Annotated in this window: 24 protein-coding genes, 1 tRNA gene and 1 pseudogene; 18 read left to right on the top strand and 8 right to left on the bottom strand. The window is 58.0% G+C overall.

The features are described from left to right. Positions 1-274: 274 nt before the first annotated feature. The 4 genes from fdnG to fdhE are packed head-to-tail and all read left to right on the top strand — an operon-like array spanning position 275 to position 5,866. Positions 275-3,340, top strand: coding sequence for a formate dehydrogenase-N subunit alpha (gene fdnG, locus PMI30_RS05620; protein ID WP_157173045.1), 3,066 nt, complete (start codon positions 275-277; stop codon positions 3,338-3,340). Continuing rightward, the gene (gene fdxH, locus PMI30_RS05625; protein WP_008013279.1) at positions 3,341-4,285 is read left to right on the top strand and encodes a formate dehydrogenase subunit beta; all 945 of its coding nucleotides are present in this window, start codon (positions 3,341-3,343) and stop codon (positions 4,283-4,285) included. Next, positions 4,282-4,935, top strand: a complete 654-nt coding sequence (locus tag PMI30_RS05630; RefSeq protein WP_008013277.1) for a formate dehydrogenase subunit gamma — start codon at positions 4,282-4,284, stop codon at positions 4,933-4,935. The genes fdxH and PMI30_RS05630 overlap by 4 nt, the downstream gene beginning before the upstream one ends. A gap of 4 nt (positions 4,936-4,939) precedes the next feature. Then, positions 4,940-5,866, top strand: a complete 927-nt coding sequence (gene fdhE, locus PMI30_RS05635; protein WP_008013276.1) for a formate dehydrogenase accessory protein FdhE — start codon at positions 4,940-4,942, stop codon at positions 5,864-5,866. A 95-nt stretch (positions 5,867-5,961) separates the two neighbouring features. On the opposite strand, the pseudogene PMI30_RS30865 reads toward fdhE, so the two are convergent. Both PMI30_RS30865 and relB read right to left on the bottom strand, forming a co-directional pair. Next, positions 5,962-6,231 (bottom strand): annotated as a pseudogene (locus PMI30_RS30865) (type II toxin-antitoxin system RelE/ParE family toxin). Further along, positions 6,221-6,412 carry a type II toxin-antitoxin system RelB family antitoxin gene (gene relB / locus PMI30_RS05640; RefSeq protein WP_007902309.1) on the bottom strand — a complete coding sequence of 64 codons (192 nt, stop codon included), beginning with the start codon at positions 6,410-6,412 and terminating at the stop codon, positions 6,221-6,223. The pseudogene PMI30_RS30865 and the gene relB overlap by 11 nt, the downstream one beginning before the upstream one ends. Positions 6,413-6,974: 562 nt before the next feature. On the opposite strand from relB, the gene PMI30_RS05645 reads away from it, so the two are divergent. The 4 genes from PMI30_RS05645 (at position 6,975) to PMI30_RS0129875 (ending at position 11,139) form a co-directional block, all read left to right on the top strand. Next, the gene (locus PMI30_RS05645; protein WP_007902308.1) at positions 6,975-7,343 is read left to right on the top strand and encodes a DUF6124 family protein; all 369 of its coding nucleotides are present in this window, start codon (positions 6,975-6,977) and stop codon (positions 7,341-7,343) included. A 347-nt stretch (positions 7,344-7,690) separates the two neighbouring features. Next, entirely contained in the window at positions 7,691-9,121 is a 1,431-nt protein-coding gene (selA, locus tag PMI30_RS05650) for an L-seryl-tRNA(Sec) selenium transferase (RefSeq protein ID WP_008013273.1), read from the top strand. Next, positions 9,118-11,037 carry a selenocysteine-specific translation elongation factor gene (gene selB, locus PMI30_RS05655; RefSeq protein WP_008013271.1) on the top strand — a complete coding sequence of 640 codons (1,920 nt, stop codon included), beginning with the start codon at positions 9,118-9,120 and terminating at the stop codon, positions 11,035-11,037. Before selA ends, selB begins: the two co-directional genes overlap by 4 nt. Before the next feature lie 6 nt (positions 11,038-11,043). Then, a tRNA-Sec gene (locus PMI30_RS0129875) sits at positions 11,044-11,139 on the top strand. A 336-nt stretch (positions 11,140-11,475) separates the two neighbouring features. On the opposite strand, the gene PMI30_RS31990 is transcribed toward PMI30_RS0129875, so the two are convergent. Next, complete coding sequence (locus PMI30_RS31990) at positions 11,476-12,015, bottom strand: hypothetical protein (RefSeq protein ID WP_008013268.1); 540 nt, start codon at positions 12,013-12,015, stop codon at positions 11,476-11,478. A gap of 263 nt (positions 12,016-12,278) precedes the next feature. Between PMI30_RS31990 and PMI30_RS05665 the strand changes: the two genes are divergently transcribed. After that, positions 12,279-12,809, top strand: coding sequence for a nucleotidyltransferase family protein (locus tag PMI30_RS05665; protein ID WP_008013266.1), 531 nt, complete (start codon positions 12,279-12,281; stop codon positions 12,807-12,809). A 120-nt stretch (positions 12,810-12,929) separates the two neighbouring features. On the opposite strand, the gene PMI30_RS05670 is transcribed toward PMI30_RS05665, so the two are convergent. The 3 genes from PMI30_RS05670 to PMI30_RS05680 form a co-directional block, all read right to left on the bottom strand. Then, on the bottom strand, positions 12,930-13,670 hold the full coding sequence (locus PMI30_RS05670; RefSeq protein ID WP_008013264.1) for an NAD-dependent epimerase/dehydratase family protein: 741 nt from the start codon (positions 13,668-13,670) through the stop codon (positions 12,930-12,932). 142 nt (positions 13,671-13,812) lie between these two features. Then, on the bottom strand, positions 13,813-14,418 hold the full coding sequence (locus PMI30_RS05675; protein ID WP_157173044.1) for a histidine phosphatase family protein: 606 nt from the start codon (positions 14,416-14,418) through the stop codon (positions 13,813-13,815). 85 nt (positions 14,419-14,503) lie between these two features. Beyond that, on the bottom strand, positions 14,504-14,806 hold the full coding sequence (locus PMI30_RS05680; RefSeq protein WP_008013259.1) for a hypothetical protein: 303 nt from the start codon (positions 14,804-14,806) through the stop codon (positions 14,504-14,506). Between the two features lie 28 nt (positions 14,807-14,834). On the opposite strand from PMI30_RS05680, the gene PMI30_RS05685 reads away from it, so the two are divergent. Further along, the gene (locus tag PMI30_RS05685) at positions 14,835-15,137 is read left to right on the top strand and encodes a hypothetical protein (protein ID WP_157173043.1); all 303 of its coding nucleotides are present in this window, start codon (positions 14,835-14,837) and stop codon (positions 15,135-15,137) included. On the opposite strand, the gene PMI30_RS30860 is transcribed toward PMI30_RS05685, so the two are convergent. After that, entirely contained in the window at positions 15,114-15,395 is a 282-nt protein-coding gene (locus tag PMI30_RS30860; RefSeq protein ID WP_238542023.1) for a winged helix-turn-helix transcriptional regulator, read from the bottom strand. The genes PMI30_RS05685 and PMI30_RS30860 overlap by 24 nt on opposite strands. A gap of 127 nt (positions 15,396-15,522) precedes the next feature. Here PMI30_RS30860 and PMI30_RS05690 point away from each other — a divergent pair, with 127 nt between their 5' ends. Beyond that, positions 15,523-16,092: a carboxymuconolactone decarboxylase family protein gene (locus tag PMI30_RS05690; RefSeq protein ID WP_008013255.1), complete on the top strand. Its 570-nt coding sequence runs from the start codon at positions 15,523-15,525 to the stop codon at positions 16,090-16,092. Positions 16,093-16,958: 866 nt separating this feature from the next. Here the strand turns inward: PMI30_RS05690 and PMI30_RS05700 are convergent. After that, positions 16,959-17,441: an Lrp/AsnC family transcriptional regulator gene (locus PMI30_RS05700; protein ID WP_008013253.1), complete on the bottom strand. Its 483-nt coding sequence runs from the start codon at positions 17,439-17,441 to the stop codon at positions 16,959-16,961. Between the two features lie 178 nt (positions 17,442-17,619). Between PMI30_RS05700 and PMI30_RS05705 the strand changes: the two genes are divergently transcribed. The 7 genes from PMI30_RS05705 (at position 17,620) to PMI30_RS05735 (ending at position 26,385) form a co-directional block, all read left to right on the top strand. Next, complete coding sequence (locus tag PMI30_RS05705) at positions 17,620-18,879, top strand: Zn-dependent hydrolase (RefSeq protein ID WP_008013252.1); 1,260 nt, start codon at positions 17,620-17,622, stop codon at positions 18,877-18,879. 80 nt (positions 18,880-18,959) lie between these two features. Continuing rightward, entirely contained in the window at positions 18,960-20,186 is a 1,227-nt protein-coding gene (locus PMI30_RS05710) for a diaminopropionate ammonia-lyase (RefSeq protein WP_008013251.1), read from the top strand. Positions 20,187-20,907: 721 nt separating this feature from the next. Continuing rightward, on the top strand, positions 20,908-22,317 hold the full coding sequence (locus tag PMI30_RS05715) for a circularly permuted type 2 ATP-grasp protein (RefSeq protein WP_007902297.1): 1,410 nt from the start codon (positions 20,908-20,910) through the stop codon (positions 22,315-22,317). Positions 22,318-22,320: 3 nt separating this feature from the next. Beyond that, positions 22,321-23,271, top strand: a complete 951-nt coding sequence (locus PMI30_RS05720; RefSeq protein WP_008013250.1) for an alpha-E domain-containing protein — start codon at positions 22,321-22,323, stop codon at positions 23,269-23,271. After that, on the top strand, positions 23,268-24,065 hold the full coding sequence (locus tag PMI30_RS05725) for a transglutaminase family protein (protein ID WP_008013249.1): 798 nt from the start codon (positions 23,268-23,270) through the stop codon (positions 24,063-24,065). The genes PMI30_RS05720 and PMI30_RS05725 overlap by 4 nt, the downstream gene beginning before the upstream one ends. 80 nt (positions 24,066-24,145) lie before the next feature. Next, a complete protein-coding gene (locus PMI30_RS05730) occupies positions 24,146-24,883 on the top strand; it encodes a proteasome-type protease (RefSeq protein WP_008013248.1) in 738 nt (245 codons plus the stop codon). A 194-nt stretch (positions 24,884-25,077) separates the two neighbouring features. Beyond that, a complete protein-coding gene (locus tag PMI30_RS05735) occupies positions 25,078-26,385 on the top strand; it encodes a dicarboxylate/amino acid:cation symporter (RefSeq protein ID WP_008013247.1) in 1,308 nt (435 codons plus the stop codon). The last annotated feature ends 130 nt before the right edge of the window (positions 26,386-26,515 follow it).

Below are 26,515 nucleotides of genomic sequence, written 5' to 3'. Positions count from 1 at the left end.
ACCGCGCAGAGCCCAAATCCCCTGTGGGAGCGAGCCTGCTCGCGATGAGGCTCTTACATTCAATATCGATGTCGCCTGACACTCTGCCATCGCGAGCAGGCTCGCTCCCACAACTGTGTGCCTGCTGGCTTGCGGCTACCCGACTGTCGGTTTTCACACAGCACAAAACAGCATTGTCTACAGTTTAAAGTGGCGGTAGTTCCGTTGCCGTCACCGTGATCGTCCAGAAAAACCCGGCCAACGCACCGGGTTTCCACCTGATCAGGAGTGCACGATGGACCTCAACCGTCGTCAGTTCTTCAAGGTCGCTGGTCTCGGCCTTGCGGGCTCAAGCCTCGGCGCGCTGGGCATGGCCCCGGCGCCAGCTTTCGCCGAACAAGTGCGTCATTTCAAGCTCGCCCATACCCATGAAACCCGCAACACCTGCCCGTACTGCTCGGTCGGTTGCGGCTTGATCATGTACAGCCAGGGCGACAATGCGAAGAATGTCGCCCAAAGCATCATCCACATCGAAGGCGATGCCGACCACCCCGTCAATCGCGGCACCCTCTGCCCCAAAGGCGCAGGCCTGCTCGATTTCATTCACAGCCCCAGCCGTCTCCAGTACCCGCAGGTGCGCAAGCCCGGCACCACGGAATGGACGCGAATCTCCTGGGATGAAGCGCTGGATCGCATCGCCGACCTGATGAAGGCCGACCGCGACGCCCACTTCATCGAGAAGAACGCCCAAGGGCAAACGGTGAACCGCTGGCTGACCACCGGGTTCCTCGCGGCGTCGGCATCGTCCAACGAAGCGGGTTACATCACCCACAAGGTGATTCGCAGTCTCGGCATGCTGGGGTTTGATAACCAGGCACGTGTCTGACATGGCCCGACGGTGGCAAGTCTTGCCCCGACGTATGGCCGTGGTGCCATGACCAACCACTGGACCGATATCGCCAACGCGAATCTGGTTCTGGTGATGGGTGGCAACGCCGCCGAAGCGCACCCTTGCGGTTTCAAATGGGTGACCGAAGCCAAAGCCCATAACAAGGCGCGGCTGATTGTGGTCGACCCACGTTTCACCCGTACCGCCTCGGTGGCCGACTATTACGCACCGATCCGCACCGGCACCGACATTGCCTTCATGGGCGGGCTGATCAATTACCTGCTGACCGAAGACAAGATCCAGCACGAATACGTGCGCGCCTATACGGACGTGTCGTTCATCGTCAAGGCCAACTACGGCTTCGAGGACGGGTTGTTCAGCGGTTACGACGCGAGCAAGCGCACTTACACCGACAAGTCCGGCTGGGGCTATGAAATCGGCGAGGACGGTTTCGCCAAAGTCGACCCGACCTTGCAAGACCCACGCTGCGTCTATCAATTGATGAAGCAGCATTACAGCCGCTACACCCTGGAGCTGGCCAGTCAGGTCTGCGGCATGCCCGTGGACGCGATGCAAAAAATCTGGGAAGAGATCGCCACGTGCTCGCAACCGGGCAAAACCATGACGATTCTCTACGCGCTGGGCTGGACCCAGCACTCGACCGGCTCGCAGATGATCCGCAGCGCGGCCATGGTGCAGCTGCTGCTGGGCAACGTCGGCATGCCGGGCGGGGGCGTCAATGCCTTGCGCGGGCACTCCAACATCCAGGGCCTGACCGACCTGGGCTTGCTGTCCAACCTGCTTCCCGGTTACCTGACCCTGCCGGCCGAGGCCGAACAGGACTACAACGCCTACATCGCCAAGCGCGCACTCAAGCCGCTGCGTCCCGGGCAGATGTCCTACTGGCAGAACTACGGCAAATTCCACGTCAGCCTGATGAAAGCCTGGTACGGCGCCAATGCCACCGCCGAGAATAACTGGGGCTACGACTGGCTGCCGAAACTGGATATTCCCGGCTACGACATCCTGAAAATGTTCGACATGATGGGCAAGGGCGAGGTCAATGGCTACATGTGCCAGGGCTTCAACCCGATCGCCGCGTTGCCGGATAAAAACCGTGTAATGAAGGCGCTGGCCAAGCTCAAGTGGCTGTTGGTGATGGACCCACTGGCCACTGAAACCTCGGAGTTCTGGCGCAACGTCGGGCCTTACAACGATGTGCAAACGGCCGAGATCCAGACCGAAGTCATCCGTCTGCCCACCACCTGTTTCGCCGAAGAAAACGGTTCGCTGGTCAACAGCGGTCGCTGGCTGCAATGGCACTGGAAGGGTGCCGATGGCCCGGGGCTGGCGCGCACGGACGTGAAGATCATGGCCGAGCTGTTCTTGCGCCTGCGCAAGCGTTACCAGGCTGACGGCGGTGCCTGGGCCGAGCCGATCCTCAAGCTCGACTGGCCCTACAAGATCCCCGATGACCCGACGCCGGAAGAACTGGCCCGGGAATTCAACGGCTACGCCGTCGCCGATGTCACCGACGCCTCGGGCGCGGTGGTCAAGGCCGGTCAGCAGCTGTCCGGCTTCGGCCAGCTCAAGGACGATGGCAGCACGGCGTCCGGGTGCTGGATCTTCTGCGGCAGTTGGACCGAGCAGGGCAACAACATGGCCCGGCGTGACAACAGCGATCCTTTCGGCATGAAGCAGAACCTGGGTTGGGCCTGGGCCTGGCCGATGAACCGGCGGATTCTCTACAACCGCGCTTCTTGCGACCCTCAAGGCAAACCGTGGGACGCCAACAAGCGGCTGGTGTGGTGGAACGGCAAGGTCTGGACCGGCACCGACGTGCCTGACTACAAGGCCGATGTGCCGCCTGAAGCCGGGATGAACCCGTTCATCATGAACCCCGAAGGCGTGGCGCGTTTCTTCGCCCTCGACAAGATGAACGAAGGGCCGTTCCCGGAACACTATGAACCGTTCGAGACGCCCATCGGCATCAACCCGATGCACCCCAACAACAAGAAGGCGACCAGCAACCCGGCCGGGCGGATCTTCGATTCAGTCTGGGACACCCTCGGGCAGGCCAAGGACTTCCCTTATGCAGCGACCAGCTACCGGCTGACCGAACACTTCCACTTCTGGACCAAGCATTGTCCGATCAATGCCGTGACCCAGCCTGAGCAGTTTGTCGAAATCGGCGAGGTGCTGGCCAAGGAGAAAGGCATTGCTGCCGGTGACCGGGTAAGGGTCAGTTCCAAGCGCGGACATATCGAAGCGGTGGCGGTGGTGACCAAGCGGATTCGTCCGCTGCAGGTCAACAATCAGGTGGTGCACCAGATCGGAATCCCGTTGCACTGGGGCTTCACCGGCGCCACCCGTCACGGTTACCTGACCAACACCCTGGTGCCGTTCCTCGGCGATGGCAACACACAGACCCCGGAATCCAAGTCATTCCTGGTCAACGTGGAGAAAATCTAAATGGCCAGCCAAGACATCATCGCCCGCTCGGCCACCACCACCGTGCCGCCCTCGGTGCGCACGCAAGAAGAAGTGGCCAAGCTGATCGACACCACCAAGTGCATCGGCTGCAAGGCCTGCCAGGTCGCCTGCTCGGAATGGAACGAGCTGCGCGACGACGTCGGTCACAACCTCGGCACCTACGACAACCCTCAAGACCTCAGCGCAGACACCTGGACCTTGATGCGCTTCACCGAGCATGAAACCGACGCCGGCAACCTCGAATGGCTGATTCGCAAGGACGGTTGCATGCACTGCGCCGAGCCCGGTTGCCTGGCGGCGTGCCCCAGCCCCGGCGCGATCATCAAGCACGCCAACGGCATCGTCGATTTCGATCAGGACCATTGCATCGGTTGCGGCTATTGCATCACCGGGTGCCCGTTCAACATTCCGCGCATCTCGCAAAAGGATCACAAAGCCTATAAATGCACGCTGTGTTCGGACCGGGTGGCGGTGGGGCTGGAGCCGGCCTGTGTGAAAACCTGCCCGACCGGCGCCATCGTTTTCGGCACCAAGGAAGACATGAAAGAACACGCCGCCGAACGTATCGTCGACCTCAAGAGTCGCGGTTTCGAAAACGCCGGTTTGTATGACCCCGCGGGCGTTGGCGGCACCCACGTCATGTATGTGCTGCACCATGCCGACACGCCCAGGTTGTATGCCGGGTTGCCGGATCACCCGGCGATCAGTCCGCTGGTGGACCTGTGGAAAGGCCTGAGCAAACCCCTGGCGTTGCTGGCCATGGGCGCGGCGGTGCTGGCCGGGTTCTTCCACTACGTGCGCGTCGGGCCACAACTGGTCGAGGAAGACGAACATCCAGCCACCCTCGACCCGGCGGTGCATGAGTTCGATCCATCGGTGCACACCTTTGATCCGACGAAACCCGGCGGGGAGGACAGGTCATGAACGACAAACCGATCCTGCGCTACACCGCCAACCAGCGCACCAATCACTGGCTGGTGGCGATTCTGTTTCTGATGGCCGCGCTGTCGGGGCTGGCCTTGTTCCATCCGGGGTTGCTCTGGCTCAGCAACCTGTTTGGCGGCGGTTCGTGGACGCGCATTCTGCATCCGTACATGGGCGTGGCGATGTTTGTGCTGTTTCTCGGCCTGGTGTTCAGCTTCTGGCGGGCGAATTACTTCAGCGCCAACGACCGGTTGTGGCTCAGGCGCGTAGGGACGGTCATGCGTAACGAAGAGGAGGGCGTGCCGCCGATCGGCAAATACAACCCGGGGCAGAAGCTACTATTTTGGGTATTGCTGATCTGCATGCTGGTGCTGTTGTTCAGCGGGCTGGTGATCTGGCGTGCCTGGTTCAGCGTGTACTTCGGCATCACCGGTATTCGCTGGGCGATGCTGCTGCATGCGCTGGCGGGTTTCATCCTGGTGCTGAGTATCATCGTCCACGTCTACGCCGGCATCTGGATTCGCGGCTCGGTGCACGCCATGGTGCGTGGCCGGGTCAGCCGCGCCTGGGCGAGAAAACACCATGAGCTCTGGTACCGGGAAGTGACCCGAGACGAGACGCCTGAGCGACCGATCACAAAAAAAGGATGATCCCTTGGCGACAATCCTCGAGCCTGGGCAGATAGAAGCGGCGGCGAGTTCACCGCCGTTTCTGTACCTGCCACCGAACAACCTGTTCACCTTGCGCGCGCTGCGCCTGGAACGCCTGGCCGACGGGCATCCCATGGCGGACTATCTGCGCTTGATCGCGGGGCTGTGTCACGTTCAGCAGAACCTGATGGACGATCCGCCCGTGACGACCCTGCCCGAACCCGAACGCCTGCGGGTGTGCATGGAACATGGCTTGCCGCCGTTTGCCGCCGACAGTCTGGTACGTGAAAACGTTTGGCTGCCGTATCTCGAAGCCTTGTTGCAACGCTATCAGCCACCGCCACAATCGGCGGTAGAAAACGCCGTGGCGACGTTGCGCAGCGCCAACCCGGGGCTGCTCAAAGCGTGGGCGATTGCCTTGGTCAGCGGCCAGTATTCAATGCTGCCGGCAGAGTTGGTGCCGTTCCTCGGTGCAGCGCTGCAAGCGGCCTGGAGCCATTGGTTGCTGAGCACACCCAACCTTGAACTCAAACGCGGCGACAGCCTCAGCCAATGCCCGGCCTGCGGTTCGCCGGCGATGGCCGGGGTGATTCGTCATCGCGGCAAATACAACGGTTTGCGTTATCTGGTGTGCTCGTTGTGTGCCTGCGAATGGCACGCGGTGCGGGTCAAATGCGTGTACTGCGAACAAAGCAAGGGCCTTCAATACGTCAGCTTCGAGGATGACCGTCGCGCTGCCAATCAGGCACCGTTGCGGGCGGAAGTCTGCCCTGGCTGCAACAGCTACCTGAAACTGATCTACCTGGAAAACGATGCCGAAGCCGAAGCGCTCTCGGCAGACCTGTGCAGCTTGATGCTGGATATGCGCCTGGAGCAAGAAGGCTACCAGCGGCTGTCGCCCAATCTGATGCTGGCACCGGGAGGCGACTGAGCCTGTCCCCTTGATGTTCAGGCTTGAGATAAATCCCACCCAGTAAGCGAGCCACGAAGCGTGCTGGTCAAATCCGATGCAAATAACTGGTCGAGTCAGGGGTATTCCTGCCTGGCATGCAAAACGGTCAAGATCTCGATTCGATCCGTCACCCGGTAGACCACCAAGTAATTGGGATGCACAACAATTTCCCGCGTACCGGGTACACGACCAAATCGATAAAGGTAGGGATGTTGCGGAAGGGCCGAGGTAGCAACCTCAATGGCTTAGTACAGTTCGCTCGCCGCTACAAGGTGGCGGTCGCCAATATAATCAATGATTTGCCACAGTTCAGCCCGCGCTTCGGGCCGCCACTCAACCAGCATCGCGCTTATTGCGCTTGGCTTCGAGAAGGGATCGCATATCAGCCATTACCTGATCGTGCGGGACATTCGGGCGTGGATCATCGAGCGACGCCTGCACTTTGGCACGGAACCAACGGTCGTAGCTGGCGGCCTGCTCTTCGGTTTCAAACTCTGAAACGATGGGGGAAAGTTCGGCGCTCATAGTGACCTCCGGGATCAATACTTGGCAGTCTAATCGGTATGTGGCTCACTGTCGTGGGTGTCAAGATGAAGTACACCCAGCCAAGCATCACGTGGTCCTATCTCTCTACCTGATGGGCGCAACCACATTAAACCTCTCGCTTGCGACAGCCAACCCCTAAAAGATGTCGGACGCTTCCTCAATTTTTTGAACGCTTTCATGTGTTTAACGTACGCGTTTAAAGACACCCGCCGTTACGTCCTAACGGCTACAACGCCTTGCGTCGTTACCTACGCGTGCGCCAGAATCGGCTGGCTTGTGCGGCTGTGGGGCGGGCTATATCGTTTCCCTGTCACTGAAAAACAGTGATCGGGTTTGGTAGCCCGCCTTTAAGTAGTCGCATGGCGACACCTTATGCAGTCTCTTTTTTGGCTCTCAGCTTTATATGGTGGTCATGCGTGGGGCTCCATTGTGAGCGCCGGGTTTCCTACTTAGACCGGTCTACCAACCCGCGTATGGCCGCCACCCTTCGTTTGGTAGCGAGGGTGATGGCTCTTATTTATTCTAAGTGGGAGTTTCATCTATGTTCAAAGTGACACCCAATCCACCGGAACCGGACACCGATCCGGCATCCCCGTACGAATCCCTCGACTCGAAAAAATTCCACGAAGCCGCCGAGCGTGCCCTGAATTTCTACCTCAACCCGGCAGCGGTCATGAACAACACCCCCCGCAAACCCAGCACCATGTACATGGTTGCGCCGGATGTCGGCCATGAAGCCTTGCTGGTTCAAACGTGTGAGAACTTGGCCTCGGCCAGTGTCATGGCCAGTGACATTGCTGCATTGGTGGAGGGCACCCACCGCAATACCCTGCTGGCGCTTCAGCAAGTCATCATGCTGGCTGAACTGGCGGTGAATCGAATGCTGGATAATTTCGTTCCACCTAAGTAATCACTCAGCCCTTTACCGAGAGGCTTGCCCCTCGGTAAAGAGCTTTGATCAAAGCGCTGTCTTTTTAAAGTCGATTAAAAGTCAGCACCACGGTCAGGTGCGATGCTCTGGGTTCTTCAAGAGCAACCCAGCCGGAGCACCAACAATGGCCGACCCACTCAGCTTCACCCTCAAATTCCCCTTCAAAAGCGCCAGCGGCGACACGATCACAACGCGAGCCTCAAACGCAAAGACATCACCGCCGCGCAGACGACGACCAAAGACGAAGGCGGCGCTCGGCATCACCTTGAACAGTGAGCTCAGCGGCTACACTCAGACGCGACGGTCACTCGTTTCCGGGAGCTCTGATGTCCGCACCTTCCGCCAGCCAAGCCTTGCGGCTGCCCTCCATCGACAGCTTGCTGCGCCATCCTGCCTGCCAGGCGTTGGCCGAGCGTTATGGACGTGACGCGCTGTTGGCCGGTTTGCGGCAACTGCTTGATGATCTGCGCGAGCCGGTGCTCAAGGGTGAACTCAATGCCGTTGAAATAACCCCCGACGTATTGGCGGGCAGGGTGGGCGAACGTCTGGCAATCCAGCATCGCAGCCAAGTCCGTCGGGTGTTCAACCTGACCGGCACAGTGCTGCACACCAACCTCGGTCGAGCGTTGTTGCCGGAGTCTGCTATCGAAGCCGTTCAACTCGCCGCCCGCTACCCACTCAATCTGGAATTCAACCTGCACAGCGGCAAGCGCGGCGACCGCGATGATTTGATCGAAGGCCTGATCCGCGAGCTGACCGGCGCCGAAGCGGTGACCGTGGTCAACAACAACGCCGCTGCCGTGTTGCTGACACTCAACAGCCTGGGCGCGCGCAAGGAAGGCATCATTTCCCGTGGTGAACTGATCGAAATCGGCGGCGCCTTCCGCATCCCCGACATCATGGCCCGCGCCGGAGTGCGGCTTCACGAAGTGGGCACCACCAACCGCACCCATGCCCGCGATTACGAGGCCGCCATCGGTCCGCGCAGTGGCCTGGTAATGCGCGTACACGCGAGCAATTATTCCATCGAAGGTTTCACCGCCCGGGTGCCGACGGCTGAGTTGGCGGAACTGGCTCACCGTCACGGGCTGCCGTTGCTGGAGGACCTGGGCAGCGGCAGCCTGCTGGACCTGACTCGCTGGGGCCTGCCCGCCGAACCGACGGTGCGTCAGGCGCTGCTCGATGGCGCGGACATCGTCACCTTCAGCGGCGACAAGCTGCTCGGCGGTCCCCAGGCCGGGTTGATAGTCGGCCGCAAAGACTTGATCGCGAAAATCAAAAAGAATCCGCTCAAGCGCGCCCTGCGGGTCGACAAACTGACCCTGGCCGCCCTCGAAGCCGTATTGGCGCTGTACCGCGATCCTGATCGGCTGGCCGAACGCCTGCCGAGTCTGCGCCTGCTGACCCGCCCCCAAGCCGACATTCATGCCCAGGCCGAACGCCTGCAACCGTCACTGGCGCGGGTGTTGGGTGACGGCTGGAGCGTCAGCGCGGTGCCGGCGCTGGGCATGATCGGCAGCGGCAGCCAACCGGTGGCACGACTGCCCAGCGCCGCGTTGTGTCTGCGACCCAACGTTGCCAAACGTCTGCGCGGGCGACGATTGCTTGGGCTGGAGGCCGCGTTTCGTCGGCTGCCGATTCCCGTGCTCGGGCGCATCGACGATGACGCGCTATGGCTGGATTTGCGCCAACTCGACGACGAAGCCGCATGGCTGGCCCAGCTCGATCAACTGCAGGAGGAGGGCCGGGACGGGTGATTGTCGGCACGGCGGGGCACATCGATCACGGCAAGACCTCCTTGCTCCAGGCACTGACCGGCCAGGCCGGCGACCGTCGCCGGGAAGAACGCGAACGCGGCATGACCATCGACCTCGGCTATATCTACGCGGCGCTGGAACCGGGCGACGCGCTGACCGGTTTTATCGACGTGCCCGGTCATGAGCGCTTCACCCACAACATGTTGGCCGGGGCGCAGGGCATTGATCTGGTGTTGTTGGTGGTGGCGGCCGATGACGGCGTCATGCCGCAGACCCGCGAGCATCTGGCGATCGTCGAGTTGCTGGGCATTCCTCGGGCGCTGGTCGCCATCAGCAAATGCGACCGCGTCGATCCGACGCGTGTACAGGCAGTCCGTGAACAGATCGAAGCATTGCTGGCACCCGGACCGTATGCCGACGCGACGCAAATCGCGCTGTCGAGTGTGACCGGCGAGGGCATCGAGACACTTCGCCAGGCTTTGCTGGATGCGCAGCATGAGGTGCTTCAACGCAGCGCCAGCGGCGGTTTTCGCCTGACGATTGATCGGGCGTTCAGCGTGGCCGGTGCCGGGATCGTGGTGACCGGCACCGCGTTGTCCGGCCAAGTGGCCGTGGGCGATACGCTGATGTTGAGTCCGCTGGGCAAACCGGTACGGGTGCGAGGCCTGCATGCGCAGAACCAAGCGGCCGACAGCGCAACGGCCGGGCAGCGAGTCGCGCTGAACCTGAGTGCCGAACGTCTGGCCCTGGAGCAGATTCACCGTGGCCACTGGCTGTTGGCCGAATGGCTGCATGCGCCGACCCAGCGTCTGGATATCGAGATGACCTTGTTGGCCAGCGAAGCGCGAAGCTTCGAGCACTTTCAACCGGTACACGTGCATCTCGGTACTCAGGACGTAACGGCGCGGGTGGCGTTGCTGGAGGGCGCAAGCCTGGCACCGGGGCAGCAGATGTTCGCGCAACTGCTGGTGAACGCGCCGGTGCTGGCGGTGAAAGGCGACCGCTTGATCCTGCGCGACCAAAGCGCCCAACGCACCCTCGGCGGTGGCCGGGTGCTCGACCCGTTCGCCCCGGCCCGACACCGCCGCAGCCCCGAACGATGGGCGCAACTACAAACGCTGGCCACCACGACCAGTCTGGAAGACGCACTGCCGGCGCTGCTGGCCAACAGCGACACCGGGCTTGATCCCCGGCGTCTGGAGCGCCAGTTCAATCGTCCGCGCGATAGCTGGGAATTGCCCGATGACGTGCGCTTGATTGATACGCGGCAGGGGCCGTTGCTGTTCAGCGCTGCCCGTTGGGAAGCCCTGAAAGCGCCGCTGCTGGAGCACCTCGCACGCTTTCATCAACTCGAACCGGATCAAATGGGGCCGGACAGGGACCGCCTGCGGCGCTTCGTCGGCACCGCGCTGGAGCGGCCGACCTTTATCAGCCTGCTCGACGAATTACTGGCCAGCGGCGCGATCGTCGCCAGCGGCCCGTGGCTGCATTTACCCGATCATCAAGTGCGTTTGAGCGAGGACGACGAGACCTTGTGGCAACAGCTACAGCCGCTGTTCGAACAGGCAGTTTTCGATCCGCCATGGGTGCGTGACTTGGCCAAAGTCGCTGGCCGTGAAGAGGCCGCCGTGCGCCTGCTGCTGCGCAAGATGGCGCGGCTGGGACTGCTGCATCAAGTGGTTCGTGACCTGTTCTACACCGACACGCTGCTGCGCCGATTGGCGGCTATGCTGGTGCAACTGGCCAGCGATGACCCGGTGATTCAGGTCGCTGCATTTCGCGATGCCGTGGGCCTGGGGCGCAAGCGCAGCATTCAGATTCTTGAGTACTTCGACCGAATAGGCCTGACCCGACGCTTTGGCGACCGGCGCCACATCCGACTCGACAATGCACTGGCCCAGCAAACAGAAGACTGAGTTCAAGGAAGGCAATCGCGCCCGGTGGCGCGGCCGGGCTTCAAACCCGGTTGGGGACGGCATCCGTTCCCGGGCAGGTTCGACTCCGGCTGCCTTCCGCCATTTTCAGCCTAACGGTACATAGTTTCGTGAGTGGGTACAGGAGGTCTGGCAGGGGTAAGCCTTCGAGCATCAGTGCCTTGCGATGTAAAAATACATCGTAAGACATCGCAATTCCTAAGCGCTGACAGCGATGTCGGCGCTTTTTATTACGGGACGCATACTTAGGTGAGGCTCTGCGTCCGGATTTCCATCCTCAGCATGGGTAGTTGCACGGACTTGTGCTTCCCATCTGAATTCGATCTGACCGGCCGAAACAGACGGTGGTAACAGGCATAAATCGGCCAAGAGCTGCCGGTCGCAACAGGCGATTTCCGTACTGAAGTAGTCAACCGTCTATCAATCTCGCGGAGCCTGGTCAGTCAAATTTCCAATGCTCGCGAGAAAAACTCTGGTATCCCGATTGGACCGCAGACAGACTACGCGGCAAGTGGATGGCGCAGTCGCCACGAGTTGCTGCATCTTTGCTCGCGCTGATTTTTTCGTCCGCCACATGAATCTAAAAAACTCCGGCAGATTCGCCAGCAGTTCGGGGCAGTTCTCCGGCAAGTCAGGCCGAGACCGACCGCGCTGGAGCAGCGTTCTGAGCACTACGCGCCAGAATCGAAGCGTCGCCGAACGATCAATCCATATCAAAAGATCTGCGCGGGCCACCCGATTGTCCCAAGTGGCTGAATGGCCACCTTCGAATATCCAGCGTTCACGGGCCTCGATCTCGCGACAAAGATGCGTCTTCTCGCCCCAGCTCCGTTCGACCCACCCTGGCTGCCAGTGGATAGTGTCGATATGAATGATCGGTAAGCCCGTAAGCTGGCCAAGCTTACGCGCCAAAGTGCTTTTACCAGACCCGGGTTGCCCAACAATCATCACCCGCAGCATCTAAGCTCCTTCTCGCTATGCAAGCTGATTTTTTGGGGGTGGCGATTTTACGTCAATGCCAGTCTCCGTCAACAACAAGCGGTCAGCGTGATGCTTCCGGCTAAAAGACGTTCATCCAAGGACTTCTTCCGGCCCAGAGTGTGTAAAAACGCTGTCTTTCGCGAAACTTTACAAATCTATGATGTACTGTCGGTCGCTAGGACTAGATCGATTCCAAAGGGATGAAAATGACATTGACTGTCGAAAGGTTGGTCAGGATAGCAATGGCCAATCCAATAAATACTGAAATCACCTCACGTTTACCTTCACTCGGTTTGAATCAATGCATGCTCACGGCGGGTTGCCTGTTCCAAGCCGTCTGGAATCATCAGTCACAACTGCCGCCAGCTTGGGGGGTGAAGGATTACGATGTTTTTTACTTCGACAATGATCTGTCTTGGGAGGCCGAGAATGAGGTCATCAACTCAACTCAGCGTCTCTTCCAAGACCTCGAAGTTAACGTTGAGATCAAGAATCAGGCTCGCGTTCACATGTGGTACAGCCAGCGCTTTGGCGGGGATTATCCTCAGCTTCAGTCGGCTAAAGACGGGATTGATCGCTACCTGATTTCCGGTACCTGCATTGGTTTGGATGTTGAAACTGGCGAAGTCTATGCTCCCAACGGCCTGGCCGACACAGAGCAAGGGCTACTTCGCATCAATCCAAAGAATCCCAAGCCAGATCTGTTCGATCAGAAGGCGAAAAGTTATCAAGCTCGCTGGCCTTGGCTCAGGATCGTAGAAACCCAAAGTTGAATCGGAACGCGCGGAGTATGCCGATGAAGAAACTTATTGGAGATGAGAGCCGATTGCTGCCTGTCACGACGGGCTGCAATCGAAGCGGACAGTCGAAGGGGCAGCAATTAATGAAGTAGTTCAGTCAGGTTGAGCGTGTCCTTCCAGAATCTCAAATCCATCATCAAAGGGAGCGTACCCCACAACTTTTCTGGTCTTCTCGATAGAAAGTCGCTTATATCTGTTATCTGAGACCCCGTGGATAACATGAAATCCGCTCAGCTCGGCCTCGACGCAATTACTAAGTAGTGCGACAACATCCCTGATACTAATAAAAGCAGCTACATCCCTGTGACTGTGGTTTTCCCCTTGGTGAAATATAGCTACGTTTGCAATACGGACTGCGATTGTTGTCATTTGACCATCGTTTGCATACATCGAAGCCAGCGCTTCCCCGAACGCTTTGCTGACCCCGTAAAGATTGCCTGGCTTAGGCGCCATACATTCATGTATCTGGACATCCTCTGGATAACCTTCGATAGCCTGAGCGCTGCTCGCAAATATAAAGCGCTCGCAGCCTTGAGCCTTTGCGGCGAATAGCATGTTGTAGGTGCCCACAATATTCACAGGGAGCAGGGATGTCATGAAATCGGCGTCTGGGCGAGGGTCAGCAGCTAGATGAATCACTGTATGTATGCCTTCGCAAGCTTCAAGGCAACTGGCTTGAACGCTGATGTCGAGAGCGAAACGTTGTGCCGATTGCGGAAGTGTTGATACATCTAAGTCGGCTAAACGCAAATCTGACTTATCGTAATGCGCTTTCCAAAAAGCGCTGCCGATTCGGCCCGCAGCACCTGTGATTAAAATTTTTCGCGCGTTCATTTCAGCATGTCCTTATGGTAAACGTCACTGTAGCTTCCCATCGTCGTGGTCGGTTCTCAACAACCAAAATCATCCTTTTTACTACTCCGTTAATTGCGCCATCCTTGCAGTCCTGCCAAATAGTTTGCAGCCACTATCATCGCTAAAGCGGCAGTGAGGTCTGTAAAGTCTCAGCATCAGCTGTTGGAATTTCGAAATTGTCCAAAGCTAGCATGCTGCCGTTAGAGAGCTGCCAGTCGTAGAAATCTGAAAAGTCGCTCTTGGCCAGAGCGCGGATTGTCTTTGCAACGAAGCCATGCGCAACAAGCAATACATTTTTTGACGGGTACCTCGATTCCAGCTCAACCAAACCGTCTCTGACCCGCTTCACAACGTCGGCAATTGACTCACCACCGGTTGGCCCAAGATCCCAACGACGAGTGATGTTTTGCGACCAAAGCTGCGGATATCGCTCCCTTGCGTCAGCTTGAGTCAACCCCTCGAAAACCCCTACATCACGCTCTCGAAAGCAGTCCATGATCTCGGCCTGGAGGTTAAGCCCTTCGTTAAGAATACTGGCGGTTTCTCTGGCCCGTAGACGTGGGGATACGACAAGCGCGTCCAGGTTTTTGGGCAAATTTACCTCAAGCGCTTGAGCTTGCTCACGTCCCCGTTCTGTAAGCGCTGGATCGAGCGATCCAAGGTAACGCTTTTCGGCATTTGCCCAAGTTTCCCCATGCCGCACGACATACAAATGCATGAAATCCATCTCATCGAGTCAAGAGCGGGGATAGTATCAACTTGGAACCGCTTGGAGCTGGTGAGTCCGGATCACTAGGCGCACATACCGAGTCTTACGTGCGAGGTAGCTCGCGAATTTCCACTGTACCGCCAGCCTCATAAACCGGATTGCCAGTTAGCAGCGCCTTGACCTCTTCGAGATTGGCTGCACGAACCCGGATGAATCCGCTGAGGTCAGTCACGCCGGGGTGACTCATTTGCCCTTTGCGCAGACGTTGCCCCTTACCGATCGAGCTACCACCATCGAATTGCCCGGTGCCACGTAGCCAGGTGATATATCGAGCCCACCGCTCTGGATCAATAGCCGCTTCCTGGTCGAAAGCATCCAGATACATAAGCAGTATGTATTCGTTCACGTGTTCCTCCTTTGTTCACGTTATTAAGGTGATGCTGCTCAAGCAGCGGTTGAATGTACTGGATAAGGTGAACGACCGCTTCGGGTCGATTCTGTTGAAAAAGTCGATCATGGTTTCCACGGCTGAAAAGTACGTGCTTGAGATTGAAATCTTTGCCTTGAGCACAGGACTCCAGGCTCAAATTTCAATCTCGGACGCGTACTTTTCGGATGCGCAAACCATGGCCGACTTTTTCAACACAATCGACCAAATGCAGACGTTCGCCGTTGGCTCCTTACACCCCGAAAGGGGGACATTCCACCAGGAATCAAACCTTATTTTTGCCCAATGAATCGGCCCATTTATTGGCGAATCTATACAGAGGGAAGAACGACTCCGAAAGCTCCGTACCCAGTGGAGTGAGCCCGTAACCGCCCTCGTTTGACTCGATGAAACCTGCCCCACGAAGTTCGTTGACCCTACTTTGCAAGACAGTGGGCGAGATATCGCCACACACACTTCGCAGTGCACGGGAACTGAGTGAACCGTGCTGAAGCTCCCAAAGGATCCTCAACGCCCATTTCTGTCCGAGCACATCCAAAAGCGCCATGATTGGGCGACGCCCACTCATCATTTGCAATCCCAAGCTTTGATCATCATTCATGCATATGGCCCTTGCTCGCTACAGATAATGTAGCAAATACTAGCGCTACACATTTGATAGCGAAGGGTACATCATGGCTCGAATCAAAACACTCGAAAAACCCTACACGGAAGGCCTCCAGGCGACGTTCGACAAAATAATGGGAGAGGGCGTCCCACCACTGTTGTTGTTCACCACCATCGCCACCAGCGAAAGGGCATGGCGGAAGTTCACGGCTGGTTCACTGCTGGATGGAAACCTGCTGACGCTTCGTCAGCGGGAGCTAATCATCAATAGGGTCTGCGCACTTACCGGATGCGAATATGAGTGGGGTGTGCACGTTATGGCTTTCGCAGAGCGGGCCGGATTGACGAGAGACGATATCGGCCACACCTTGGATTATCCGCTCCGGGCGGAGCACTGGACGGAGGAAGAGGCGGTGCTGCTGGCTACTATTGATGCCCTGCACAATCGCGCTACCTTGACTGAAGCGGAATTTCAGGCCACTCGACGATACCTCGATGACGATCAAATCCTTGAACTGCTGATGCTGGCGGGCTTCTATCGAACGGTATCGTATATCGCCAATAGCCTGACCCTTGCCCTTGAACCAAACGCGGCGAGATTCCGTGATTTTCGGCATGAAGCAGCGCAATCGTCTTAGGCTGACGACTCGCTTTCTGGCCGTGAGCTGCCCCCGCGAAGGGCAGCTTTGGGGCTGTGGATTCAACCGGTCGTTTTGGACTGGAAAATAGATCTGTCCCGTTATCTCAATTCCTAAGCGCCGAGTTCAGCTAGTTACCGCCATATACCTCACCCCGGTGCTGAAGGGCGACGAAAGCGGCTGCTGTTATCTGTTGATCTGTCCAGTTCCTGGTTAACCATATGGTCAGAGACGCGCCGGATAGGTGCCACCACAGCATTCGTTGACTTGTGTTCTGTTTGATCAGGTGATCAGAAGCCACCCATCAGGCGACCCGCATACTCCTATCGGTTTTCCCTTTCAAAATGAAAAGGTCGTACAGATACGAATACGGACTGATGCTCATGGGCGCACTGCTCTGCGACAATAACTGTACAGGTCAAGTCTAGGTCATCTGAGCAGACAAGCAGGGGAACCAGAGTCTTCCAACCAGGCGCAGTGGAATATATCCGGTCCCATATCAACAAGTTATCTTCATCGCTGTACAAGCCTGAATGGGCAGCTACGAGGTCGAACTCAGCAGCCGGGTTCTGCCTAGGCAGCCAAACCTCCAGAGGCACTCCGTCAATGGCAAAGGTCGGGTAGAAGCCGCTGCTGTATTTGGATTTATGGCTGGCAATTGATAGCAGGTTGATCATTCCATTCCTCGCTTTCCCTGAAATCTGTACAGACTAATTCTCCCACTTGTAAATGTGTGCTTTTGGCTTTTCTGCCAGTCCCTGCCTGTCACTCTGGACAGACCCAGTGGGGATAACCACGGAGTGTTTAAAAACTCTATTTTTCAGGGGCCCCTAACTATGCATTCTCAAGCGGGGGGGGAATAATCATCAGGGGCTGCCAGGATCAAAAGCATCCGTCGGGACTTCCATGCCCACCTTGATATTACTCATCGATACCAATGTCTTGAAGCGCTTAACGTTGTCGTTCTCAAAGAACAATTGCGCGGTCAGTTCGGTGTACTGCTCCATGTTCTTCACGAGCATGATGAGGACGAAGTCGCATTCTCCCGCCACGTAGTAACACTGCTGAACCTGTGGGCAGCTCAGAAAGCCGCGCTTCATGGCGTCGAGCTGATCAGGGCGTTCGCTCGCGACTTCAACCTCCGTGATGATCGTCAGGTGATAGCCCACTTGTGCCGGGTTGACCAGCGTGATGGTTTTTCGAGTGACCTTGTCGGCTGCCAGCTTTTTCAGGCGACGGTTGACCGCCGCCGGTGACAGGTTGATCCGGGCGCCCAGTTCATGTTGAGAAATCGTCGCGTCCCTCTGGACGGCGTCCAGCAGTGCAAGATCGAAGGCGTCAAGGCTCATAAGTGAAGGCTCTGAAGGGGCGCTCGAACACGAGCTGAAATACGCAATGAAATTTCATCCGGAGGGGGCAAATCAAGAAAATCCTGCAGCGTTCTCGAAATACTATTTACCACATCGTGAACAGCGTGACGTTGCGTTAGCGCCTGTTCATCCCGTACCTCTTGTGCCGGAGAGCCTTGTGCGTTCATTGACCGCTGACCTTCGCCTGAATGGCCAAATCCTTTTGCAGCAAATCCGTACCCTTGGGGAGATTGGGGTAGATGAAGCCAATGGCGGTCGCACGCGCATCGCCCTTACCGACACTGAAAAAGTCGGCCGCGATCAGCTCGTCGAGTGGATGAAGGCGCTTGCGCTGGACGTTCGGGTCGATCGGATCGGCAACATCTTCGCCACGTTGCGTTCGGCGACGGACCAAGGTGATCAAGCGCCACTGATGATTGGTTCGCACATCGATTCTGTGACCAATGCCGGCGCGCTCGATGGTTGTTATGGCGTGCTTGCGGGGCTGGCTGTCGTCAGGGCATACCGCGACGCTGGAGTGCTGCCGGCGCGTTCGATCACCATTGCTGCCTTCACCAATGAAGAAGGTGTGCGCTATCAACCGGACATGATGGGATCGCTGGTGCATGCCGGGGGAATGGATGTCGGGCAAGCGCTGGATACGCTTGGCACCGATGGAAGCCGCCTTGGGGATGAACTCGAGCGCATCGGCTATGCCGGTGACATGGAGCCCGGTTCGATCATTCCGTTTGAGTACCTGGAACTGCATATAGAACAGGGCCCGATACTGGAGGCCGAAGGCGTATTGATCGGCGTGGTTGAAAACCTTCAGGGCATCTCGTGGCAGCAGGTGGTCGTGCAAGGCAACGCCAACCATGCCGGCACCACTCCCACTCGCTTGCGCCATGACGCCGGGTATGTCGCTTGTGCCGTGGTGAACGAGTTGCGCCAAATAGCGATGGATTCAGCGGGGACTACCCTGGCGACCGTGGGTTGCATGAGTTTTGAGCCCAACGTGATCAACGTCATTGCGCGCAAAGCGACGTTCACCGTCGATTTGCGTGACCCTGACGAGTCGAGACTGGTTGCAGCCGAGCAACGATTGGCACAGTTCCTCTTCAGGGCTTGCGAGGAAGAAGGCGTGCGATTCAGCACTGAACAGTTAGTGCGGTTCGAGCCAGTGACCTTCAATGCCGAGCTGGCTGATGAGATTCAGGCGGCCGCCGAGCGGTTGGGCTACAGCCACAAACGGATGACGTCCGGGGCCGGGCATGACGCGCAGATGATTGCCCGCATCGCGCCGTCGGCGATGATCTTCGTTCCCAGCCGTGGAGGTATCAGCCATAACCCGCGAGAGCACACCGATGACGATCAGCTGCTCAATGGCGCCAATGTTCTGCTGGATGTGGTCATGAGGCGTCTCGACACTGGCCGCTGAGCCATTTCACCCGATAGACCGATTCGCTGGCTGACATCCGCCAGCGACGACTTCGCTTTGCCTGAAAATGGAGTGCCCCCATGTTAATCGCCAACCCCAACGCAAGACGTGAACCCTATCCTGATGACCTGCTGGACATCATGAGCATGCAGAAAGCTGCTGAAAGTCGCGCCTGGCTGGCCCATTGGCAGCACCTGAATCACCAGGGCACGCCTTTGTATTCGCTACCCGGCCTGGCCGCGCAACTGGGCGTCGGGCACGTGTGGGTGAAGGATGAATCCGCGCGCTCTGTGCTCGGCAGTTTCAAGGCACTTGGCGCACCGATTGCCCTGGTCCGTTTGATCCTCCGGACATTTCCAGCGCGAGGTTATGACGCGCCAGGTCTGCTTGCAGGCAAGTACGCGACGTCACTGGCCGACTTCACGGTCATCAGTGCTACCGACGGCAACCATGGCCGTGCGCTGGCCGCAGCCGCGCAAAGCATCGGCTGCCGATGCATGATCGTGCTGCATGCCAAGGTCAGTACCGAGCGCGAAGAGGGCATTGCAGCTTATGGCGCAGAGATCATCCGTATCAGCGGCAACTACGATGAGTCGGTCGAGCACGCAGCAGCCCTGGCTGCGAGCAATCAATGGCGGGTTGTTTCTGACACTTCCTATGATGGCTACGAAGAGATCCCGCGGGACGTCATGCAGGGTTACGGCACCATGGCCGCAGAGATCATCGAGGCGTCGAGTGAATGGCATGGCAGCGGGTGTGCATTCACCCATGTTTTTCTGCAAGGCGGGGTCGGCGGACTGGCGGCGGGGATCGCCAGTTATTTCTGGGAGCAGTATGGCGAGCAACGACCTGTGTTGATTGTCGTGGAGCCCGAGCAAGCCGATTGCCTGTACCAAAGCGCCCTCAGCGGTAAAGCCGCAAACGCAACGGGCTCGGTAGACTCGCTGATGGCCGGGTTGGCCTGTGGAGAAACCTCTACGCTTGCGTGGAAGTTTCTTCGTTCCAGCGTCGATTTTTTCATGACTGTCCAGGATCAGGATGCCGTGGACGCCATGTGTAAGCTCGCTACCGGTAGCCCACAAGATATCCCGGTGGTCGCTGGAGAATCCGCCGTTGCCGGGCTAGCCGGGCTTACGCAGATCATGTCGACGCCAGGCCTCGCCTCAAAGACCGGTATCAACCGGCAATCGAAAGTCCTGTTGATCAGCACCGAAGGGGCGACCGCACCCAATGTGTACGCTGAGCTGGTCGGTGAGACAGCGACATCGGTTTTAGCCCGTCAAAAAGAATGGTTGGCGGCCGTTTGACCGGATAACCGGGCGGCCCGCTCGCAGTCTGTCTCGACCTCTTTCGGCCACGGATCAGGCCCTCTTTGCTCTCTCTTTTTTTGCCTCACTACTTGGCACTTACGTTCTTTCTGAAATTTTTTGGTGCATTTTTTTGAGCATTAATAGTGCGTTCGATATTTATCGAGGCGTCGGGTGGGATGCTTTGTATTACAAGGGCAATAAAAATAATGAGTAGAAATTTCCCGCTTATAGGGCAAAAAACGCCCCGGAGTTGCTAATCGCACCATTTTTGCCCGCTCCAGAGTTGTGCAAGTTACAAGTGGGAAAAACGTTTCAGCGATCGCATCTGTTTTTGTCTCAAAAATGCAATGAAATGTCTCTCTGGTGTCTTTACGGAGGGGTTTTTCGTTTTTTATGAGCAGTAACAATACTTGGGCACAGCCCTTGCAAAAGTACTTTCCAACCACCGCAAGTGTGGTTTTCAACGAAAAAAGATAATGGGGAACGTTATAAATGGGGCGCCAGAAATCAAACCGCAGAGGCCGAATCTCTGGCGTCGGGACGCGTCAAGAGATTGCCGGAGTCATGAGGAAGTTATTTCCGAATGTGACAGGAAGTTAACGACGCACACTGAGGTGCTCAACAGAAACAGTACTCACTAAAACAACGTAAGGCCTTATTTTATTGAAATAGCAAAGTGATAAGAAAATGCCGTCTGTATCGCGGCAAGGAGTAGGGTATGTCCCGAGCTTTTTTTAACGAAATGTATGATGCGAGTGGTGGCTGCCGCCCACATTACCAGGAGTTCGCGCGTTGGTTGGCGGACACACCTCTGGAGTTGCTGGATCAACGTCGTCGCGAAGCCGACCTGTTGTTCCACCGAGCCGGCATCACCTTCACCTTATACGGGGACGAGCAGGGCACAGAGCGGTTGATTCCGTTCGACATCATTCCACGCAGCATCACCGCCCGCGAATGGCAAACGGTGGAGCGTGGCTGCATTCAACGGGTCCAGGCATTGAACATGTTCCTGGCCGACATCTACCACGGGCAACGCATTCTCAAGGAGGGCATTATTCCGGCCGAACAGGTATTGGCCAACGAGGGTTATCAGGTCGCCATGCAGGGCCTGAATCTGCACCGCGGCATCTATGCCCACATCTCCGGGGTCGATCTGGTCCGCGATGGGGATGGCAGTTACTACGTACTGGAAGACAACTTGCGCACCCCCAGCGGTGTGAGCTACATGCTCGAAGACCGCAAGATGATGATGCGCTTGTTCCCTGAACTCTTCGCCGCCCAGCGTGTGGCGCCCATCGATCACTACCCCAATCTGCTGCTGGACACCCTCAAGAGCTCCAGCCCCCTGGACAACCCGACGGCCGTGGTATTGACCCCGGGTCGCTTCAACAGCGCTTACTTCGAACACGCATTCCTGGCCCGTGAAATGGGCGTGGAACTGGTCGAAGGCGCCGATCTGTTTGTGCGCGACGATCATGTCTACATGCGCACCACCGCCGGCCCGAAACAGGTGGATGTGATCTATCGCCGCCTCGATGATGCCTTCCTCGATCCGCTGTCCTTCAATCCAGACTCCATGCTGGGTGTCCCGGGGCTGGTGGCGGCCTATCGCTCGGGGAACGTGGTCCTGGCCAACGCCATCGGCACCGGTGTGGCCGACGACAAGTCGATCTACCCCTATGTCGACGACATGATCCGCTTCTACCTCAGCGAGGAACCGATCCTCAAGAACGTGCCGACCTGGCAATGTCGCAAACCCGAAGAGCTGTCCCACGTGCTGGCCCATCTTCCCGAGCTAGTGGTCAAGGAGACCCAGGGTTCCGGTGGCTACGGCATGCTGGTTGGGCCGGCCGCCACGGCGGCGGAAATCGAAGACTTCCGCGCGCGCCTCAAGGCACGCCCCGAAGCCTATATCGCCCAACCCACCCTGTGCCTGTCGACGTGCCCGACCTTTGTCGAAAACGGCATCGCTCCACGCCACATTGACCTGCGCCCGTTTGTACTGTCGGGCAGCGAAACCCGTCTGGTGCCCGGTGGCCTGACCCGCGTCGCATTGCGCGAAGGCTCGCTGGTGGTGAACTCGTCTCAGGGCGGCGGCACCAAAGACACTTGGGTAGTGGAGGACTAAGACATGCTTTCAAGAACCGCTTCGGACCTCTACTGGATGTCCCGTTACCTGGAGCGCGCCGAAAACCTGGCGCGCATGCTCGAAGTCAGTTACTCGCTGTCCCTGATGCCCCATGCCGGGCGCACCGATGGCCGCGCCGAACTGGCGATGTCGCTATTGGCCGCCGGCACGCTGGACGACTACAACGAACGCTACGGCGAACTCAACACCGAGCGCATGCTGCACTTTTTCGCGCTGGATGAAACCAACCCCGGCAGTATCTATTGCTGCCTGCAGGCCGCCCGGGCCAATGCTCACGCGGTGCGTGGACGCATCACCGCCGACATGTGGGAGAACATCAACGCCACGTGGCTTGAGATGCGCAATATCGCCAGCAATGGCCTGGGTCGCTACGGCATCAGCCATTTCTGCGAGTGGGTCAAGGAGCGCTCGCACCTGTTCCGTGGGGCGACCTCGGGCACCATCATGCGCAACGATGCCTATTGCTTTATCCGCCTGGGCACCTTCCTCGAACGGGCCGACAACACCCTGCGCCTGCTGGATGCGCGCTACGAAATGTTCGGCGAAGAGTCGGAGGAGGTGAGTGACAACTCTGCGCGAGGCTACTACCAGTGGAGCGCCTTGCTGCGCGCCTTGTCATCCTTCGAGGCGTTCAACGAGATATATCGCAATGCGCCCGGCGCCGAGCAGGTGTCCGAGATGCTGCTGTTGCGCGGCGATGTGCCGCGTTCGCTGCACGCTTGTATCGAGGAGCTGGACCAGATCCTCGCCAGCCTGCCGGGCAAAAACGGCCGACCGGCCCAGCGCCTGGCAGCAGAACTGAATGCGCGGCTGCGTTACACCGGGATCGACGAGATTCTCGGCTTCGGTCTGCACCTGTGGCTGACTGATTTCATCTCCCAGGTTCGCCATCTCGGTCAGACCGTGCACGAGTCCTATCTGGAGGTCGTATGAAACTGTCCATACGCCACGACACCACTTACAGCTATGCCGACGAGGTCTGCACCAGCATCCAGTTCCTGCGGCTGACACCGCAGAACAGCGATCGCCAGCGCATCCTCGAATGGCACCTGGAATTGCCGCGCCTGGTCCGCAGCCAGTTCGATCCTTACGGCAACATCCTGCATGTGTTGACGATGGACGAGCCCCACGGAGCTCTGGTGCTGACGGCTTATGGTCAGGTGGAAATCGATCCGGACCGGGAGTTTGAACGCGACAGCCAATCGCCTTTGCCGTTTTTGCGCACCAGTCACCTGACAAAACTGGACGATGCCCTGAATGCCTTTACCGTGCAGCACTGCGGTACGCGGCGTGATCGGACGGCGCTGATCGACCTGATGAATGGCCTGGCCGACCACATGGTCTACAACCCGGGTGCGACCACGGTGGATACCACCGCAGCCGAGGCGTTTGCGGGCGGAGGAGGGGTGTGCCAGGACCACACCCACGCTTTTCTTGCCTGCGCCCGCAGCCTGGGAATTCCCGCACGTTATGTCTCTGGCTACCTGTGTACCGAAGATGAAAATCACTTGGCCAGTCATGCCTGGGCCGAAGCGTGGCTCGACGATGGCTGGTACAGCTTCGACGTGACGAATCGGTTGGCCCGGCCCGAACGCCATCTGAAACTGGCGGTGGGTCTGGACTACCTGGACGCCTGTCCGGTACGCGGTATGCGTCGTGGCGGCGGGGCGGAGTCGATGCTGGCCCGGGTACAGGTAACGTCCCTGTTTCAGGTTCAACACCAATAACCCCAAGTCAGTCGCAGCAACTGGCCATACCGTCGTGGAGACGGTATGGCCTCTCATCTCAAATTCACGAGTTAACACGAATGACTTATTGCGTCGCTATGCACCTGGCCGACGGGCTGGTGTTCATCTCCGATTCAAGGACCAATGCCGGTATCGACCAGATTTCAACCTTCCGTAAGTTGTTTATTTTCAGCACGCCAGGAGAGCGGCTGATCGTGCTGCAAACCGCGGGCAACCTGGCCACGTCGCAATCGGTGGTCAACCTGCTCAAGCAACGTGCGAGCGGGTCGGGTACCCATCTGTTGAATGTCCGCACGCTTTATGACGCCACCGTGCTGGTGGCCGAAACCGTTCGCGAAGTCGTCGCCCGGGATCGCACCAAGTTGGCGGGCAAGACCGACTTGAGTTGTTCCTTTCTGGTCGGTGGGCAAATCGCGGACGGGCCCATGGACGTGTACAGCATTTACCCGCAAGGCAACTTCATTCAAGCGACTGAAGACACGCCGTTCCTGCAATTGGGTGAAAGCAAATACGGCAGGCCGATCCTGGATCGCAACCTGAAGTTTCGCACCTCACTCGACGAAGGCCTGCGCTGCGGGCTGATCTCGTTCGACTCGACCATGCACAGCAACCTGTCGGTAGGCATGCCGCTGGACCTGCTGGTGTACCGCAAAGACAGTTTTACCCGCGCGAAAAGTTACCGCATCACGGCCGACGACCCTTACTTCAATCGTATCCGTACGCAGTGGGCCGCCGGGTTGCAAGACATGCTCGCTGCACTGCCGGAGCCTCCCGACGTGTACATGACGCCTGCATGACCGTAGTCGGCTGATAACAAAAATAACGATTCACCTCTTGTTCAAGCACCGCCCCGATTCAAGGGCGGTTTGCTTGCTGCCCGGTTCAGCGCACTTGAGCGGATAAAAGTCGTTCAGTGCATGGATCAACCTATTGCGAATGAATCGCTGCCATTGAGGCAATTGGAACTGGGTTAAACCCATGGAGGTGTTTTATGAAGAGCAAATTACCGGCTGCGGCATGGATTCTGATCGCCATGACCTTGGGGATCCTTATCGGTTACATGGTGTTCATCAACTTTCCGGACAAGGAATCGGCGACCAAAGTAGCGGGGTACATCTCCATTGTCTCGGATGTCTTTTTGCGTCTGATCAAAATGCTGATCGGGCCGCTGGTGTTCTCGACGCTGGTGGTCGGTATCGCGCATATGGGCGATGCCGCGTCGGTCGGGCGCGTATTTGCCAAGGCTCTGGGTTGGTTCGTGACGGCTTCGCTGGTGTCTCTGGTGCTGGGGCTGGTCATGGCCAATCTGCTACAACCTGGCCACAACCTCGGCCTTCCACTGCCCGATATCGGTGCCCACACTAACCTTGCAACGTCAGCCTTCACCCTGAAGGATTTCGTCGTCCACCTGGTACCCAAATCCTTCGCCGAGGCGATGGCCAACAACGAAATCCTGCAGATCGTGGTGTTCTCCATGTTCTTCGGCGTCGCGCTGGCGGCGCTGGGCAAAAAGGCCGAGCGCCTGGTGGGGCTGATCGAAGAGTTGTCCCACGCGATGCTGAAAATCACCGGTTACGTGATGAAGTTGGCACCCATTGCAGTGATGGCCGCCATGGCCGCGACCGTGTCGGTGAACGGGTTGGCAATCCTGTTGAAATTCGCCGTCTTCATGGGCGATTTTTACCTGGGGCTGTTCTTGTTGTGGGGGCTGCTGGTGCTGGCTGGCCTGCTGTTTCTCGGACCTCGGGTGTTCAAGCTCGTGGTGTTGATCAAGGAAGCCTTTCTGCTGTCTTTTGCCACGGCGAGCTCCGAATCGGCGTATCCGAAAATTCTCGAGGCCCTCGATCGCTTTGGTGTAAAGCGCAAGATCTCCAGTTTTGTCATGCCGATGGGGTACTCGTTCAACCTCGACGGCTCGATGATGTACTGCACGTTCGCAGTGCTGTTTATCGCCCAGGCTTACGGCATCGAGTTGTCCATCGGTACCCAGATCACCATGTTGCTGATTCTGATGCTGACCTCCAAGGGCATGGCCGGTGTACCGCGGGCGTCCCTGGTGGTGATTGCCGCGACGCTGAACCAGTTCAATATTCCCGAGGCCGGGCTGTTACTGATTCTGGGGGTCGATACGTTCCTCGATATGGGGCGCTCGGCAACCAATGCGGTGGGCAACTCCATTGCCACTGCCGTGGTCGCCAAATGGGAAGGCGAACTGATGAGCGAAGAAGAGGCCCAGGCTCACGCCAGAACGCTGGATCTTGAGGATGCGGTGGTATCGGCGGTCCCGGTAAAGGCCTGAAACGCGGGCGTGCAGCCTAATAGAATAATGCCCCTGCGTTTCTGATCTGCTTTTGGTGCCAGCCCCGCGGGACATCAGCTCATTGCGCGGGGCTACCGGTCATTGCCATCCGGTTGATTGAAAGGACACC

Origin of the sequence: Pseudomonas sp. GM50 (assembly GCF_000282375.1) — a bacterium.
Lineage (GTDB): Bacteria > Pseudomonadota > Gammaproteobacteria > Pseudomonadales > Pseudomonadaceae > Aquipseudomonas.
Note: the sequence above shows the minus strand (reverse complement) of the source record. Positions and strands in the feature narration are given on the sequence as shown.